This is a genomic window from Rubrobacter marinus (assembly GCF_011492965.1).
In the GTDB taxonomy this organism is placed as follows: domain Bacteria; phylum Actinomycetota; class Rubrobacteria; order Rubrobacterales; family Rubrobacteraceae; genus Rubrobacter_F; species Rubrobacter_F marinus.
In genome coordinates, this window is record NZ_CP045121.1 from 409,628 (window position 1) to 426,304 (window position 16,677).

Consider the following 16,677-nt stretch of genomic DNA (forward strand, 5'->3'; position numbering starts at 1 on the left):
GAATGATGGAACCGAAGAGCCGTACGCTCGGCGGCCTGCTCGACGAACTCGCGGAACGCTACGAAGGAAAGGACGCGCTGCTGTTCCGGGGAGAACGGCTGACCTTCGGGCAGTTCAGAAGGCGCGTCGACGATCTTGCGAAGGGCCTGCGCGAGCTCGGCGTCGGGCGAGGGGACAGGGTCGCCATCCTCATGGGCAACCGGCCGGAGTGGATCCTCTCGGCCTTCGCGGCCTTTCGCCTCGGGGCGATAGCGATGGGCGTGAACACCTGGTACAAGGCGAACGACCTGGGCTACGTTCTGGAGCAGGCCGGCGCGAAAACCCTCGTCATGGCGGACCGCTTCCTGAGCAACGATTTCGTGGAGATCGTGTCGGAGATCTGCCCGGAGCTCGGGACGGCGTCCGCCGACGAGCTCAGATCAGAAGCCCTGCCCGACCTCGAAAGCGTCGTCGTCCTGGGAGAGGACGTCCCGAAGGGGGCGTACGCCTTCTCACGGCTGGAGGAGCTCGGGGCCGAGGCCTCCGACTCGGGCCTGCGGGACGTGGGCGTGGAGCCCGACGACGTCGCGCTCCTGCTGTATACGTCGGGGACCACGGCGCGGCCGAAAGGCGTGACCCTCGTGCATCGCGGGCTGATCGAGAACAGCTACAACATAGGCGAGCGCGAGCACCTCGACGAGACGGACCGTTTGTGGCTGAGCGTGCCCCTCTTCTTCAGCCTGGCCTCGGCCAACGCGGTCCCTGCCATCCTCACGCACGGGGGGAGCGTGGCGATCCAGGAGCGCTTCGAGCCGGAAGAAGCGCTGGCCCTGATCCAGGAGACGCGCTCGACCGTCTACTACGGCATGCCGCCCGTGACCAAGGCGCTCTACGAGCACCCGGAGCGGGACAGGTACGACATCTCCTCGCTGCAAAAGGGCGCGACCATCGGGCCCAGGGAGTCGATCCGGCAGGCGATCGAGCTGGTGCCCCACGTCTCCAACATCTACGGCTCGACGGAGACCTACGGCAACTGCTGCGTCATCGACGGACAGGACAGCGTGGAGCGCCGCCTCACCTGCCAGGGTAAGCCCCTCCCCGGGGTGACGATCAAGATCGTGGACCCACAGACGCGCCAGGAGCTCGGAGTCGGGGAGGTCGGCGAGGCCCTGGTGAAGGGCTACATCACCCCGGGGTACTTCCGGGACCCCGAAAAGAACGCGGAGACCTTTGTCGACGGCTTCTACCTCACCGGCGACCTCGGTTACCTGGACGAAGGGGGGTACTTCCACTACGTCAGCCGCCTGAAGGACATGATCAAGACCAGCGGCATCAACGTCTCGCCGCTCGCGGTGGAGGAGCACCTCTACGGGCACCCGAAGGTCAACGAGGTCCACGTCGTGGGGGTACCGGACGAGGACCTGGGGAGCGTGTCGTGGCTATCGTCGAGCCGAAGAACGGCGCCGATTGCACAGAGGAGGAGCTGATCTCCTATTGCAAGAGCGACCTGCCCAGCTACAGCGTGCCGCGAAACATCCTGTTCATGAAGGTCGAGGAGCTGCCGACGACCGCGACCGGTAAGGTTGCCAAGCGGATGCTGCGCGACATGCTGGCCGAGCACGACCGCGGGGCCCGCGCGTGATAGTAGACGCCCACATCCACATATGGGCGCCGGAGTACATCCCGGCGTCGATGCGCTACAACTGGGCGCGGCTAGCCGCCCATCGCCGCTACCCCTTCCGGGACCCGGACGAGATCTTCCCGAAGGTCACCCGCGGCGTCGCCGACCCGGAGGGTACGTACACGATGGCGGAGATGGACCGCGCCGGGGTCGATGCCTCGGTCTCTATGCTGGTCGACTACGGCGTCCTCTGCGACGAGGAGGCGGAGGTGCCGCTCGTCGACGTCATGGAGCATTACGGAGAGCTGCAGGAGCGCTACGAAGGGCGCTTCTACGCCTTCGCGACCGTCGATCCCCGGCGTCCGAACGCCGTCGAGATGTTCGAGTGCGCGATCAAGGACTTTGGGCTCAGGGGGCTCAAGCTGTATCCGGCGGCCGGGTTCTACCCTTACGACGAGGCTTGCCTCCCGCTCTACCGGAGGTGCGTGGAGTGGGACATCCCCGTGACGTTCCACACCTCCACCGTGGAGTCGCCGTTCATACAGCGCTACACCCATCCCATGCAGCTAAGCGACGTCCAGGCCATGTTCCCCGACCTCAAGATCATCCTGGCCCACGCCGGCAAGGGGCCGTGGTGGCAGGAGGCGACCGCGGTGGCCGCCGCCCATCCTCACACGTATCTTGAGATGTCGATGTGGTCCGAGGTCGCTTTCAGGGACCCGGGCGAGTGCGTGACGAAGCTCGCCCACATGAGGGACGCGGTCGGGGCGCACAAAATCCTGTTCGCCAGCGACAACTGCGCGGGGCCCGCGACGGAGGGCGACAAGTCCTGGCTGCACAAGTGGGTCGACTTCTTCAGGGAGCTCCCGGAGCTCGCGCCCGAGCACGGATGTTCGTTTACCCGGGAGGAGGTAGGGTTGATCCTCGGCGAGAACGCGACGCGCGTGATGAAGCTGGACGAAGTCCGCGCCCGCCCGACCGGCACCCCGGCCTCCGAGAGGGGTTGATCCGATGCTCTCGAACGTCAGGGTGCTCGACCTGACCGGCACGCTCCCCGGTCCCTACTGCACGCTGCTCCTCGCCCACTTCGGCGCCGAGGTGATCAAGGTCGAGCGCCCGGGGGCGGGGGATTCCATGCGCGACATGGACCCCTGGATCTACGAGAACCTGAACCGCGGGAAGAAGAGCGTCGCCCTCGACATGAAGGCCGAAGGGGGCAGGAGACCCTGCGCCTCCTCGCCAGGGACGCCGACGTCGTGGTGGAGGGCTTCCGTCCGGGGTGGTCGAGCGGCTCGGCGCCGATTACGAAAGCCTCAGGGCCATAAACCCGACGCTCGTCTACTGCTCGATCTCCGGTTTCGGCCAGGACTCTCCCTACAAGGATCGCCCGGGCCACGACATAGACTACATGGCACTCTCCGGCGCCCTGGCGATGACGGGGAGGGTGGAGGAGGACCCCCCGGAAGGGCACGTGCAGAAGATACCCGTCAGCGACTTCGCGGCCGGTCTTTTCGCCGCGAACGCGATCCTCGCGGCCCTCGCGGCGGAGGAGCGGGAGAGCGTCTACATCGACGTCTCCATGACGGACCTCGTGCTGACCTGGGCGGCCCTGAAGTCCGGTCACTTCTTCGGGGGGACCGAGCCGAAGAAGCCGACGGTCGAGGCGCACTACGGCGTGTTCGGGACGAAGGACGGCGGCTACGTGGCGCTGGGGGTGATCGAGGACCACTTCTGGCAGCGGTTGTGCCGCTACTTCGGCTGGGACGACTTTCTCGAGGACCCCGAGCTCGCCACCTACGAGGACCGGAACCGGCACGCGGAGAGGATACTTCCCCGTCTCAGGGCGGCCGTGGCGAAGAAGGAGCGGGGCGAGATCGTCGAAGACCTGCTCGCCCTGAACGTACCCTGCTCGCCGGTACAAAACTGGGCAGAGGTTACCGAGGATCCGCACGTACGTAGCCGCGGCCTCCTCGGCAGGGAGACCGACGCCGAGAGCCAGGGCTACACGAGCGTAGAGATCCCCTACCGCTACAAGGGCTTCGAGCCGCCCGGGCTGAAGAGGGCGCCACGGCTGGGCGAGCACGACACCGAGGTTCTAGGGCCGCTGCGCGACGGACGGAGGAGCGGGGGGTGAAGGGGCCCGGAGAACCCGGGCCGAGACCGTCGTGCGCCTCCGGGAGGCACGGGTGAGAGCGGATGCCGTGAAGGGCGACCCGCTGCTCGTGCGGGAGGGGAGAGGATCCTGCTGGGCGGCATCTCCTGTGGGCATGCGGACACGTAAGCTTCCCGAACCGTCCGGTATGCCCGAACTGCCTCGGAACGGGGGTCAACGAGGTGGCGATCGGGCCCGGGCCACGCTCCTGATGCACACGGTGAGCCACGTCGCCCCGGACGGGTTCGAGGCGCCGCTGGTGCAGGCCTGGGCGCGGCTCGACGAGGGCCCCGAGGTGTTCTGTCTCCTGTTCTGCACGGCGGACGAGGCGGCGCGACTATCCGCCGGCCAGGGCTGGAGTTCGAGGTCCTCTTCGATGGGACGGAGGCGCAGAGGTGGGGGTACAGACCCGCCGGTTAGGGGCGAGCTGGATGGATCGATGCGTGGTCGCCGGGTGGGGTTTCATCCTTTCGGAAAGTTCCTCGACAAGTCCCTGAAGGACCTGGGGGCCGTCGCGGTGCTCGGGCGGTGCGTGACGCGGGCCTGACGCTCGCCGACGTCGAGGTCGCCTACGTCGGCAACTCCTACGCGGGCTGACGACCGGGCAGGAGTCCGTGCGGGGGCAGGTGATCCTGCGGCACGTAGGGTTGAGCGGCATACCCGTCGTCAACGTGGAGAACGCGTGCGCGAGCGGGGCGACGGCCCTTCATCAGGCGGCCATGGCCGTAGGCTCGGGTGCGGCGGAGACGGCGCTTGCCCTCGGCGTCGAGAAGCTCTTCGTGGGCGACACGAAGAGGTCTCTACGGGCGCTCGGCACGTCGACGGACGTGGAGACCATGGGCGACAGAGGGGGGCAGTTCACCGCCCTGTACGCGATGAAGGCCCGTCAGGTCATGGAGGATTACGGCATACCCATCGAGTCGGTCGCGCGCGTCGCCGTCAAGAACAGCAGGAACGGCAGCCTCAACCCTATCGCGCAGTTCCGTAAGCCGCGCACGATCGAGTCGGTGCTGTCCTCGCGCCCCATCTCCGAGCCCCTAACGCTCCTGATGTGCAGCTCGATCGCGGACGGGGCCGCCGCCGCGTTGCTCGTGAGCGAGCGCAAGGCCCGCGAGATGGGTATCCCGAAACCCGTCTACGTCGCGGGCTGCGGCCTGAGATCCGGGGAGTACGGGAGGCGGGAGGGTCTCGCCGAAGCCAACTCGGTCAGGGCGGCGGCGCACAGGGCCTACGACGCGGCCGGCATCGGACCCGAGGACCTGGACCTCCTCGAGGTCCACGACGCGGCCGCCTCGTCCGAGGTGGACCACCTCGCTTCGCTGGGCGTCGCCCCGGTCGACCGAGGCTACAGAGAGCTCGTGGCCGGCCGTTACGACCTGCACGGGGAGCTGCCCGTGAACACCAGCGGCGGCCTGCTCTCGAGGGGACACCCGACGGGCGCCACCGGGGTCGCTCAGGTGGGCGAGGTGGTTCTGCAGCTCAGGGGGAGCGCCGGCGAGAGGCAGGCCCGCGGCGGCCGTCCGATCCGGACGGGGTTGTGCCTGAACACCGGGGGACGGGTGGAGGACGATCGGGCGGCGATAGCGGTCACCGTCCTGTCGACGTGAGAGGGACGCACCCGGAGCCGGTCGAATGCCAGGGCTCGCCGTAGACGGCCGTAAAGGCCCAAGGATCGAGGAGGCGTAGTGAACGAGGTAGCAGGCCGTGTGGCGCTCGTCACCGGAGCCGGTGCGGGCATCGGCGAGGCCATCGCTCGCGCGCTCGCCCTGAGGGGGGCGACGGTCGTGGTCAACGATCTGGAAGAGGGCAGGGCGCGTGGAGCCTCCGAGCGCATCACCGCCGCCGGCGGTACGGCTTCATACTTCGTCGCCGACTGCAGCAACGGCGGGCAGGTAGAGAGCATGTTCGACTGGGTCGAGGATACCTACGAACGGCTGGACGTACTGGTGAACAACGCAGGCATCATACGGGACGCGCTCGTGACGAAGATGACCGAGGAGGACTGGGACGCGGTTCTGGACGTCAACCTCAAGTCGCAGTTTCTGTGCTGCCGGCAGGCGGCATCGATGATGGTCGAGCAAGGGTACGGCAGGATCGTGAACATCTCCTCCAGGGCCTGGCTGGGAGGGTTCGGGCAGGCGAACTACTCCGCCTCGAAGGGCGGGGTAGTAAGCCTCACGCGCGCCCTTGCTCTGGAGCTTGCCCGCCACAACGTGACGGTCAACGCCATAGCTCCCGGGCTGGTCGAGACCGATATGTTCCGCAACTTCCGCCGCGACGTTCGCGAGAAGTTGATCGCGATGCAGCCGACCGGACGGGTCGGGAAGCCGGAGGACATCGCAAACGGGGTGCTGTTCTTCGCGTCCGACGCGTCATCCTACGTAACGGGACAGACGATACACATCTGCGGAGGGAAGAGCCTCTCTTCCAGTTACCAGTAGGATCCTTCTTTAGCCGTGCACGATGTGTTGGTGGGCAGATTCGGGAGCGGGTATAAAATCCGTAGAACCTGCGCCCTGGGCAAACGGGTTCGGCAAGCTCGATCCTGCCGTCTACAGAGCGAGGGCGTGACAGAGTTACGAGAAGGAGCGGCTTGCAGGAGACCAACGGCGCAGATCATACCGCGAAACGCGGGCAGGGCCGCTCCGGCGGGGAGCGTCGATCGCCGGGCAGCGTCATTCGGAGCTTGCAGCTACTGGAGCGTCTCTCTCGTGCGGGGCGGGGGCTCACCTTGACCGAGCTGTCACACGACATCGACTCGCCCAAGAGCACGACCCTGAAACTGTTGCGCACCCTGCAAGGAGAGCGTTTCGTTACGTACAACCAGCGTTTGAAGATATACATGCTGGGTCCGACCGCGACGGTACTCGCGCAACGCATACTGGCCAGCCCCGGCATCCGGAGCATTTGCAGGCCCTACCTGGAACGCCTTGCCGAGGTAAGCACCGAAGACGCGTACCTCGGGGTGAAGGAGGACGGCTACATCGTCTACATAGACAAGGTCGAGGGCCGTCAGTCGGTGCGCCTGGACATCGCGCTCGGCACCAAACGTTACCTGCACTCAAGCGCCGTCGGCAAGCTCTTCCTGGCCGATATGGTCGAAGAGTCGGTGCGGTCCGCCGTGGAGGAGGGAGGATGGCGCGCAGTCACCGCAAACACCCTGACCGACCCGGAGGCCCTCCGCGAGGAGCTGGAACGTATTCGCCGTGAGGGCGTATCCATAAGCCGCGGCGAGAATATAGAGGGCATAACGGCGATCGCGGCTCCCATCAGGGAAGGCGTGGGTACCGTCGTAGCCGGAATCAGCGTCTCGGGGCCGACCTCGCGCCTGAACGATTCTCTGGAAAGCCTTATCGACCTGGTCAGGGGCACGGCGGAGACCATCAGCGCGGACCTCCTACAGGCAGATGCAGGCAAATTTAGTGACGGTGGATCGTAGTATGAGCGCGTTGCGCGCCCCGAAAGCATAACCTGCGTTACACGTCGGATTGACCGACCGCCGACTCCCTCTCTCGCAGGGCTGCTTTGAGGACCCGGCCCATCGAGTTGCGTGGCAGGCTATCGACCAGCCTAACGGTACGGGGCACCTTGTAGTTCGCCAGGTGCGTCCTGCAATGCTCGATCAGGTCGTCGGCAGACAACTCGACGTCCGGCTCGACGCACGCGCAAACTTCTTCTCCCGGCACCGGATGCTGCCTGGCTACCGCCGCCGCATCGGCGGCTTTGAGGGCGCGATCACGGGGGGCTGGTGGCTCCGTCGATCACTTCCTCGTGGAGCCAGATAAGGTGCGCGGTATCTTCTCCCACGTTCCTGATCGAGTGCGCCTCTCCCGCGCCGACGCGCAGGCAGTCCCTGGGTCCCAGGGCTACGGCTTCTCGCGCCGCGTCTCCCTCGACGGCGACGGTGACGTTGCCGCGGACCACAAAGTAGGTCGCCGCGCACGCCTGCGCCCGCATGGGCTGCTTGTTCGCGGGCAGGATGCCCATGAAGCCCAGAGCGACGTTGTCGCTGGAGACGGAGACCTCGGGGTTGAGGTCCAGGCCGTTCGTCGCGCCGACCCAGCTCGCAAGCCAGCGCAGGTGGCCCACCTCTTTCGCCCGATCACCATCCCAGTATGGGACGAGGTCCTCGAAGCGGACCATCTTCATCTCGGGACACGGGATGGGTCCCTCGGGGTACTTGGCCGACCCGAGGGGTTCCTGCCTGTCATGGAGCCAGAGGAACTCCACGTCCTCGTCACCGCGGGCGCGCGTTGCGTGGTAGCAGCCGGGGGGCATGTAAAGGCAGTCGAGCGGTCCGGCCACCTCCCGGTTGCCGTTCCCGTCGACGCTTATTACCCGTCCCTTGAGGACGACGTAGATCTCGGCGATGGTGTGGCAGTGCAGGCGCTGCGCCTGAGCCGCCGGGAGGCCCATCATACCCAGGACCACGTGGTCGCTGGGCGCCGCGTCGTCGGGGTTCGTGTTGATGGTGCCCTCGGCCCCTCCGACGCTGGTGGTCAACCACCTGATGTAGCCGGGCTCTTTCGCGCCGGGCGTGTCCCAGCTTGGCTCCAGATCCACCTGCCGCACCACGCTCGCCATCAACGCCTCCCCCACGAGTACCCGAGCATCATCCACACGCTCGCGAGGGGTCCCGCGTGCAGGTCTCCCGCGCCCGGTGGGCAGCCAGACCTCACCTCACGCCCCCGGCTCCAGACGCCTACGGCGCCCCGTCCGACGGCTGGCCGCCTGCGAGCTCGAACTCGGCGAGCACCTCGTCGTCCGTGCGCGACACCGTGACGGAGAGCAGGGTCGCACAGTTCGGGCAGTAGGAGCGGTACAGGCGCACGCGCTCGTCGTCGACGTACAGTTTGGGATCCACGAAGAACGGGCCCGCCTCGGTGACGGAGGTCTCCTCGACGGCAAGGTAATGTTTGAAGTTTTCGTCCATCGGGCCGAAACCCTGGCTGCACCCCGCGCAACTCGCCTCGCCGTTCCTGACGCTCACGTAGCCGCCGATCTGGGCTCCGTCTTCTCGCCCGTCCGTGGCACGGGTCCCGTTCTTCTCCGGGACCTTCGCGCTTGCCAGGCGCTCTTCCCGTATCCGTCGGCGCTTCGCCTCGGTCGCGTCCCCGTCCACGGACGTCGCCCCGTCCAGAACCACCCCGTACATCTTCTCGGCCATGCCTTCGCTCACCGCTCCCGACCGGACGTCGTCAGCGACCAGGCTCGGGTCCCGGTCCAGCGGGTCGCCGAAGCCGCCGGTGGAGCACCACCACCACTCGACCACGTCGTCCGCGCCCACGGGCGCCGGCGGGTCTTTGTCTATCTGGGGCTCTATCTTCCCGCCCAGCTCGTCGATGCCCTCTGGCGCCTTCCCGTCGGCGAACTGCTTGCGGACGTTGGTCTCGCGCACTATCTTCGTCTCTGTCCGGGTGCCGGGGTACCCGCCGAGGATCCCGTGCGTCTTGGGGATCCCGTAGACCGTGCACGTGGCGAGCGAGACGTCGCCCTTGTGCGGCGTGTAGGCGATGACGCCGCCGCTGCCGCCCCGGAACTTGCCCGGGCCCGCCGAGTCGGTCTGCTCCTTGCGGTAGAGGTACAGGATCGGCCAGCTCTGCTCGTAGAACTCCACGTTGGGGCCCTGAGCGGTGGGGCACCCGACCCAGCCGTCGCCGCCCTGGCCGTCCCGAAACGGCGTAGCACCCGTGGAGCCGATAACCCCGTCGAGCATCGGGCCGATAAAGAACTCGTCCCGCTGGGTGGTCCCGGCGATGACGTTGAACATCCAGTGGGCGTGGGTCGGGGTGACCACGCTCTCCCAGAGCTCCCGGTCTTCGGAGGAGAGGATCATCTTGTCCATCACCGACTGGGCCATGCTGATCGCCATCTCGTTGCCGTAGGTGCCGGCCGGGCTCACGGCCGCGCCATACGTTGGACAGGTAATGGTGCCGGGCGTCGGCTCGAATTGGCACCTGCGCAGGACCCCGCCCACCGCACCCATCAGCTCGGGGAGCAGCAGGACGGCGATCGGGGTCACCGCGCACCCGCGCCACGCCGCGAACGGCACGTTGATGCAGCCGCTCTGCTCCTCGGTCCCCCGGTTCCTGAAGATGAGGTTCGTCCCCTTCTTCTCGAGCTCGAGTTCGACCCTGTACGTGCCGGAGTCGCCGGTGAACGCGCGCTCCATGAACACGCGCTCGCGCCACGTCCCGTCGGGGATCTTCTCCAGCTTGTCGACGAACGCCTGCTCCCCCGTGTCGATGATCTTGCGCATCGACGACTTGACGGTGCTCGCCCCGTACTTCTCGATGAGCCCGAGGATGATCTTCTTCGTGTGGTTGTTCCCCGCAATAGCCGAGCGGAGATCCAGGGAGAGGTGGACGGGCATGCGCGAATGACGCCGGTACAGCTCCTCCATCTGCGGGTCCACCTTGCCGGCCTTCACTATCTTGAAGGGCGGCAGCGGCGTCGGGTCGTGGAAGATGTCGGTCGCCGTCTGGCAGAAGCTGCCGGGCACGACGCCACCCAGATCGTTCTGGTGCGCCGAGGTAACCACCCAGCAGAATAGCTCTCCCTCCCAGAAGATGGGCGTGAGGAAGTTGACATCGGGCTGGTGGCCCGTGCCGATCCAAGGGTCGTTGCTGAGGAACGTGTCGCCGTCGTGGATCCCGGGGTCGGCGCTCCGGTTCTCGAGTACGTAACGGACGTTCAGGTCTGTCCACCCCGAGAAGTATTGGAGGAACGGTCCGTAGAAGATCGGCTCCCCGAGCTCCGTGAGGATCGTAACCTGAAAGTCCCGCGTCTCCAGCGTGATGGGTGACACGGCGAGCTTCTCGATGGTCTTGCCGTGTTCGATCGTCGCGTTCCACAGGCTGTAGCGGACGACCTCGTGCGTGATCGCGTCGACCGGATCGTTCCCCCCGGTGTGGAGATCCAGGCCGTCGTCTATGTCGAGCGTCTCACCCGTGATGTACGGGAGGAACTTGCTGTCCCACCCCGACGTGTCGAAGCCCTCCGGCACCATCTGGGCACACCGTACTTAGCCATTGCCCTGCGCCTCCTTATCGAAGAAGAGCTCGTAGTCGCCGTAAGAGTTCTTGTGCACCCGCTGACCCTCCCGAGCCACCACGGTCGTGTCCGGCAGGTCTATGAGCACCGGTCCCGCAACGGTCGTATCCGGGCCATCCTCATCCCGTCGTAGACCGGCGTCGAGATGGGCTGACCGCTCCGGTCCCAGTAGACCTCGCGCGGGGGTCTCTCGGCGCCGCCCTCCGGCCCCGCTCCGTTCTCCCCTACGCGCGGGTACTTCGAGACCTCCCCGAACCCGTGGCAAGCGGCCGAGACGAGCTCGACGCGGGCCTCCGGAAGCTGCGTAGCCATGCCGTAGCGCTGCTCGTAAAGCTCCGTGAACTGCTCGACCACGGACTCCACGCCCCTGCCGTCGAGGTTCTCCTGCGGGAACTCCACTCGGAGGTCGTGGCCCTGTCCCTCGTAGCGCATCCTCAAGCTGAGCTCGAACCGGCGCTTGCCCTCGTCGAACCCCTCCTCGGCGAGGGCCCCGCGCGCCCTGTCCATCAGCTCGCCGAAGACCTCGGCCAGAACCTTTGCGTCGAACGGCGGGAGCATCTTGAGGTTCTGCTCGAAGCTGTGGCGGACGTCCGAGGCCGAGATGCCGTAGGCCGACCACAGCGGCGCCAGGCGACCGGGGACGTACACCGAGCGGATCCCGAGCTCGGCGGCGTAGGAGTAGCCGTGGAGCGGCCCCGCCCCGCCGTAGGCGATAGCCACGAAGTCTCGGGGGTCGAACCCCCGCCCGATGACCTCGTTGCTGATGAGGGCCGCCATCTTGTTCTCGATAACGTCCACGATCCCCCGGGCCACCTCCAGCGGCGGGAGACCCACCCGCTCGGCCAGCCCGCTGACCGCTGCGTAGGCCGCCTCGCGACTCAGCCGGAACCCGCTCTTCTCGCCGCTGCCGAACCTCGTCTCCGGGTCGATGTAGCCGATCAGCAGGTTGGCGTCGGTGACCGTGGGCTCGGTGCCGCCGAACCCGTAGCAGGCCGGGCCGGGGTCCGCCCCGGCGCTCCTCGGGCCTACCTGCAACGTCTCGTTGATCTCGTCCACCCAGGCGATGCTCCCGCCGCCAGCGGCGATCGACGTGACGTCGAGCTTGGGGATGCGGTAGACGTACTTGTCGACGACGGTCTCTTCCTGCACGAGCGGTGCCCCGTCCACGATCAGGCCGACCTCGAAGCTCGTGCCGCCCATGTCGGTGCCGATGATGTTGTCGCTGCCGACCTGCTCCGCGGCCCGTGCGCACGCCGCGAGCCCGCCGACCGGCCCGGAGCCGATCATCATGACCGGGTAGTTCCGCACCTTCTCCGGCGTGGTCGTGCCGCCGTTGGCCTGCATGATCTGGAACGGGCCGGCGTAGCGGCGCTGGCGGAGCTCCCCCTCTACGTCGGAGAGGTAAGCCGACGTGCTCGGACCCACCATCGAGTTGATGGCGGTACCGGTGAACCGCTCGTACTCCCCGAGGGAGGGGGACACCTCGTGCGACAACGACGTGTAGACGTTCAGGTCCGACTCGTCGATAAGCTCCCTCACCCGTAGCTCGTGGGCCGGGTTCGCGAAGCTCCACAAGAAACCGCAGGCGACCGCCTCCACGCCGGCGTCCCGAAACCGCGCTATGGCGTCCCGGACCTCGTCTTCGTCGAGCGGGATGATCACGTCGCCGTCGACGTCGACGCGCTCCGTGACGCCCACGATCAACTCGGCCGGCACCAGCGGCACGGGCCTCCGGGCCTTGGCGATGTGCAGCAGGTTCTCGGCGGGCTCCCCGTGAATGCGCCCCATCCCCTTGGCGAGGCGCAGAGTGCCCTCGTGGCCCTTCGTCGTGATCATCCCGACCCGGGCACCGCCTCGCTGCACCATGATGTTCGTCGCCACGGTCGACCCGTGGGCGATACGGATAGCGTTCTCCATGAGCCGCGAGGCATCCATCCCAAGCTGCGCCGCGGCGGCCTCGATGCTCGAAAAGAACCCCGTCTTGAAGTTGTCCGACGGCGAGCTGCGGGCCTTGGCCGTGGTCACCCGGCCGGAATCCTCGATGACCACACAATCCGTGAACGTACCGCCCACGTCGATCGAGATGACGTACTTGTGCACGAACCTACTCCCCTTCCCCTCGTCCTCCCCGCGAGAATGCTAATGAGGCAACTCGTTAGGCGCAAGTCACCATCGTTCCGTTTGAGGGAGTTCCGACGCATGAGTCGTCGGGCCAGCACCCCGCCGCTTGTCTACCCGCCGAAACTCCGTATGCGCGAGGCTACGACATTTGATTTTGTAGTCGAATGCACGGAGACTTCAGTGGTCGGTCTTGCGGATGTAGGTTGCGTTCTTTGCACCCGCAGTTGCCCCCGTGTTGGGGAGAAGATGTATTACTTGTATTGCGTGTAGCAAGGAATATGAAACTCCTTGCGTTGACGTCTCCACGGGGTGAGGTGTGACGATGAGCACGACCATCTTGTAGGATCGCGAGTCCGTAATCGCCGAAGACGCCAGGGAAGAAGGGGAGCGGCTCTGGGTCTCTGCCGAAGACCTTGCCTCGGCGACCGGTTAGGTGCTGAAGCCCGAGGGGCTTTGCAAGGGCGAGTTCTGCTCGCCGCTGCCCGCCGACGGCTCGTGGCGCGACGCTGAAGGAAGGGTGGATCTCACCGCCTTCGCCCGGCGCTTCGACCGGCCGGTCGTTCGCGATGAGGAGCACTCCGTCTGGGCCTTCGGTGAGAGCGCGAGCGCCCGCAAGGACGACCTCCTCTCCCTCCAGGCACCCGACTTCGCGCTCCCGGACCTCGACGGGAACATGCACTCCCTCTCGGACTACCGGGGGAAGAAGGTATTCCTCTACGCCTTGGCCTCTTGGTGAGGGTGCAGCTTCGACCTGCCCGTGTGGCAGGTGATCTACGACGAGCTGAGGGACCGTAACTTCGAGATAATCGCCGTCGCGCTCGACACGGGCGGGAGGGCAGCCGTCGAGCACCACATCCGCCCCACCGACCTCGACGAGCGCCCGGAGGCGGCGAGGAGGATAACGGGCTGGGACGAGTCGGAGTGGGGCCGCAAGGCTCCGCCGCAGTACCCCTGCCTGATAGACGAAGAGCACGTAGTCGCCGGCCTCTACGGGATGATCAACGTCCCCAGCGCCGTGTGGATAAACGAGGAGGGGCGGATCGTGCGCCCCGTCGAAGTCCCCGGTTTCGGCGACGACTGGCGCTACATGCACCGGGAGACCTTCGAACTGCCGGACGACAAGGCCGCCCGGCAGCAGACGTACCGCCACGTCTACGTCGACGCCCTCAGGGACTGGGCGCACAAAGGCGAGTACAGCGAGTACGCCCTCCCGGCCGACGAGGTCCGCCGGAGGCTTCAACCACCCGGAGAGGACGACGTCCTCGCCGCGGCCCACGCTCGCCTCGGCCGCCACCTCTACCGCGAGGGGCACCTCGAGGCCGCCAAGCGCCACCTACAGGAGGCCGCCCGGCTCTCCCCGGAAAAGTGGAACTACCTCCGCCAGAGCCTGTCGCTCGACCCGGAACTGGTCGGTCAGATAAACGTCACGCCGGAGTTCTGGGAGGTGTTCGACGCCATCGGCGACGCAACCTTCTACGAATCCGCCGACCTACCAGGGATGCCGCGCTAGACTACCGCGGGAGGAGTCGCCAACTGTAGAGCAGCGACCCCCTCAGGTACGCGAGGTAGAGCACGTTCGCGCCTAACAGAGCTACGTTTAAGGTGCCTAGCGCCGCCGACAGGGACCTCGAGACTACGGGACTCGGGACCAAATCATCTGCGTCTTTTGGCCGTTCCGAAAAGGATAAGTGGTCAAATCGGCGGCACACGCCGAACGGCCCCTTGCTTTGCCGACGTAAAAAGATGGTGTTTGCAGACATTTCGCAGCGCGCTTGGCAGGATTCCAACCTGCGGCCTTCTGATTCGTAGTCCCCTACCCCCGATTCCGGCCCGTTCCGCTGCGTCCTAAATTGTCATATTTTGCAGGTGTTTTGCAAGCATGACTTCTTTGCTTGTTCCGCCCTGTACCGGCCTGATCTGGCCCGGTTGCAGTACGGGTTGCAGTACTTTCTATCGGCTATACTAATGTAACTAAGATATCGATAAGGGGGGAGGTACAGTGCCGGATCCACGTGTCACCTCGCATGGCGGCGATGGTCCCGAAGTGAGTTACAGGCAATTGCGTCCGCGTGATCCCGAACAGGCAGATTACCTACGCCTTTTCCCAGAGCTACGGCCGCTGGTAGTACCGCGCTCCGTGCTGCATCGTATAGGCGGTTCTTCCGGGCCAATGGTCGAACCTGACCAGAGCCAGCCTGGGGGGTGGGGCGGACAATCCCAACCGCAGCCAAACGATAACTCGCTAATTCCTGCCGGCTACACCTACCTTGGTCAGTTCATAGACCACGATTTGACGCTGGACTTCACCTCAGATCCTTCTCGGCGCAACTTAATCGGTGAGCTGCCCAATGCCCGTACTCCCACCTTCGATTTGGACAGCGTGTACGGTCTTGGTCCCGAGGTCCATCCGTACCTGTACGACAAGAGCGACCGCCTCCTAGTAGAAGGCCGGGAAGACGGGCGCGGAGATCTACAGCGGCGTGCGGGTACCGGTCAGGGACCAGGCGAGGCCGTAGCCATCATCGGCGATCCGCGTAACGACGAAAATAAGCTCGTAGCACAGGTGCATCTGGTCTTCGCCAACCTGCACAACAGGTTTATGGAGCGTTTCGGAGGCGATTTTGAGACGGCACGGCGTTTCACGCGCTGGCACTATCAGTGGGTGGTGCTGCACGATTTCTTGCCTCGCATTGTTGGCGAGGACCTCGTTGACGACGTGCTGTTAGCTGGACCAATCTTCTTTACCGAGGGGAAGCGAAATGCTATTCCGGTAGAGTTCAGCGTCGCTGCTTACCGATTCGGCCACAGCCAAGTACGCCCCGACTACGTCGTTAATAATAGTTCCGGACCTTTGCCGCTGTTCGCACTAGACGGTGATGCTACGGGCAACGACCTGCGTGGGTCTACAAGGATCACCGCGAGCAACAGAATCGAGTGGCGCCTGTTCTTCGACTTCAACGGCAGCAACCCACAACCTACTCGGCTTATCGATACCAAGCTCTCCTCGGCCTTGTTTCGCATGTTCCCTGGACCTCCCGGAGGTTCCTCCGATGTTCAACCTGACGAGCGGTTACTAGCATTTCGCAACCTGCGCCGCGGCGTCGCCATGGGCCTGCCCTCTGGTGAGGCCGTGGCGAACCATATGCTTGCTGTGCTTAACCAAACTGGTAGGCCGACTCATGGCCTACAGATTCTCACTGACGAACAGCTTGGCGGCCAACCGTACCGGGATGCGCGGGGACAGGGGGAAACTCCATTATGGTACTGGATTCTAGCTGAGGCTGGAGCGCTCGCTAGCGGCCAGCGGCTTGGTCCGGTCGGTGGGCGGATCGTTGCCGAGGTTCTAGTAGGGCTACTGGAAAATGACGAGCGTTCCTTCATTAGTGAGGACCCTGGTTGGGAGCCCTTCGAAGACCTCAAACGGAATGGAAAATTCGATATGGCTGCCTTACTTATTGCTTCGGGGGATGTAACCGCTGCATAACCAGTTACCTGCTTAAACTGCAGCGGTGAAAGAACCAGTGGGACGGGTGGCAGAAGATCAGCCTATGGCGCTTGGCGGAGGCCGCCGATGCCCTGGGGCTGGACCTGAGTATCTATCTGTGCCCGGCTCCCCGCCTCAAGCCCCTCGAGGCCGGCAGGAGGCGTCGGTTGAACCCGAAGCGCCCAACGCGCGCCTCTCCTCCTTTCGAGCCCCGGCGCACCCGGAATCCGAACCCTCTTCGTTTTCCGGTACGCGAGCCCCAGGACG

At 65.6% G+C, this 16,677-nt stretch carries 14 protein-coding genes and 2 pseudogenes; 12 read left to right on the forward strand and 4 right to left on the reverse strand.

What is annotated here, in order from left to right:
* Positions 1-2 precede the first annotated feature (2 nt).
* The 10 genes and pseudogenes from GBA65_RS02120 to GBA65_RS02165 all read left to right on the forward strand — a co-directional run bounded on the left by GBA65_RS02120 (position 3) and on the right by GBA65_RS02165 (position 7,191).
* A complete protein-coding gene (locus GBA65_RS02120; RefSeq protein ID WP_166395165.1) occupies positions 3-1,466 on the forward strand; it encodes an AMP-binding protein in 1,464 nt (487 codons plus the stop codon).
* Entirely contained in the window at positions 1,415-1,621 is a 207-nt protein-coding gene (locus tag GBA65_RS02125) for a long-chain fatty acid--CoA ligase (protein ID WP_166395166.1), read from the forward strand. Before GBA65_RS02120 ends, GBA65_RS02125 begins: the two co-directional genes overlap by 52 nt.
* Positions 1,618-2,607 (forward strand): amidohydrolase family protein, encoded by a 990-nt coding sequence (locus tag GBA65_RS02130; protein WP_166395167.1) that lies wholly within the window; start codon positions 1,618-1,620, stop codon positions 2,605-2,607. Before GBA65_RS02125 ends, GBA65_RS02130 begins: the two co-directional genes overlap by 4 nt.
* Before the next feature lie 4 nt (positions 2,608-2,611).
* A pseudogene (locus GBA65_RS25995) lies at positions 2,612-2,764 on the forward strand (CoA transferase); the annotation flags it as partial.
* A 115-nt stretch (positions 2,765-2,879) separates the two neighbouring features.
* Entirely contained in the window at positions 2,880-3,734 is an 855-nt protein-coding gene (locus GBA65_RS02140; protein WP_166395168.1) for a CoA transferase, read from the forward strand.
* A gap of 125 nt (positions 3,735-3,859) precedes the next feature.
* Positions 3,860-3,964 (forward strand): zinc ribbon domain-containing protein, encoded by a 105-nt coding sequence (locus GBA65_RS26000; RefSeq protein WP_166398294.1) that lies wholly within the window; start codon positions 3,860-3,862, stop codon positions 3,962-3,964.
* A complete protein-coding gene (locus GBA65_RS02150; RefSeq protein WP_166395169.1) occupies positions 3,964-4,299 on the forward strand; it encodes a hypothetical protein in 336 nt (111 codons plus the stop codon). Before GBA65_RS26000 ends, GBA65_RS02150 begins: the two co-directional genes overlap by 1 nt.
* Before the next feature lie 79 nt (positions 4,300-4,378).
* Positions 4,379-5,359 (forward strand): thiolase family protein, encoded by a 981-nt coding sequence (locus GBA65_RS02155; protein ID WP_166395170.1) that lies wholly within the window; start codon positions 4,379-4,381, stop codon positions 5,357-5,359.
* 78 nt (positions 5,360-5,437) lie between these two features.
* Entirely contained in the window at positions 5,438-6,193 is a 756-nt protein-coding gene (locus GBA65_RS02160; protein ID WP_166395171.1) for an SDR family NAD(P)-dependent oxidoreductase, read from the forward strand.
* A gap of 152 nt (positions 6,194-6,345) precedes the next feature.
* Positions 6,346-7,191: an IclR family transcriptional regulator gene (locus GBA65_RS02165; RefSeq protein WP_166395172.1), complete on the forward strand. Its 846-nt coding sequence runs from the start codon at positions 6,346-6,348 to the stop codon at positions 7,189-7,191.
* A gap of 37 nt (positions 7,192-7,228) precedes the next feature.
* On the opposite strand, the gene GBA65_RS26005 is transcribed toward GBA65_RS02165, so the two are convergent.
* The 4 genes from GBA65_RS26005 to GBA65_RS02185 form a co-directional block, all read right to left on the reverse strand.
* Positions 7,229-7,438 carry an AMP-binding enzyme gene (locus tag GBA65_RS26005; protein WP_166395173.1) on the reverse strand — a complete coding sequence of 70 codons (210 nt, stop codon included), beginning with the start codon at positions 7,436-7,438 and terminating at the stop codon, positions 7,229-7,231.
* Positions 7,439-7,487: 49 nt separating this feature from the next.
* Positions 7,488-8,336 carry a cupin domain-containing protein gene (locus GBA65_RS02175; protein WP_166395174.1) on the reverse strand — a complete coding sequence of 283 codons (849 nt, stop codon included), beginning with the start codon at positions 8,334-8,336 and terminating at the stop codon, positions 7,488-7,490.
* Between the two features lie 118 nt (positions 8,337-8,454).
* Complete coding sequence (locus GBA65_RS02180; RefSeq protein WP_166395175.1) at positions 8,455-10,761, reverse strand: hydantoinase B/oxoprolinase family protein; 2,307 nt, start codon at positions 10,759-10,761, stop codon at positions 8,455-8,457.
* A 122-nt stretch (positions 10,762-10,883) separates the two neighbouring features.
* Positions 10,884-12,905, reverse strand: coding sequence for a hydantoinase/oxoprolinase family protein (locus tag GBA65_RS02185; protein WP_166395176.1), 2,022 nt, complete (start codon positions 12,903-12,905; stop codon positions 10,884-10,886).
* Positions 12,906-13,284: 379 nt separating this feature from the next.
* On the opposite strand from GBA65_RS02185, the pseudogene GBA65_RS02195 reads away from it, so the two are divergent.
* Together GBA65_RS02195 and GBA65_RS02200 are read left to right on the forward strand one after the other, a co-directional pair.
* Positions 13,285-14,436: pseudogene (locus GBA65_RS02195) on the forward strand (redoxin domain-containing protein).
* 780 nt (positions 14,437-15,216) lie between these two features.
* Positions 15,217-16,410, forward strand: coding sequence for a peroxidase family protein (locus tag GBA65_RS02200; RefSeq protein ID WP_166395178.1), 1,194 nt, complete (start codon positions 15,217-15,219; stop codon positions 16,408-16,410).
* Positions 16,411-16,677 lie beyond the last annotated feature (267 nt).

What these genes read in the sequence shown, in the direction of transcription:
- GBA65_RS02120 (WP_166395165.1), top strand. Translation starts at nt 3, where the DNA reads ATGATGGAACCGAAGAGCCGTACGCTCGGCGGCCTGCTCGACGAACTC.
- GBA65_RS02150 (WP_166395169.1), top strand. Translation starts at nt 3,964, where the DNA reads ATGCACACGGTGAGCCACGTCGCCCCGGACGGGTTCGAGGCGCCGCTG.
- GBA65_RS02175 (WP_166395174.1), bottom strand. Translation starts at nt 8,336, where the DNA reads ATGGCGAGCGTGGTGCGGCAGGTGGATCTGGAGCCAAGCTGGGACACG.
- GBA65_RS02180 (WP_166395175.1), bottom strand. Translation starts at nt 10,761, where the DNA reads ATGGTGCCGGAGGGCTTCGACACGTCGGGGTGGGACAGCAAGTTCCTC.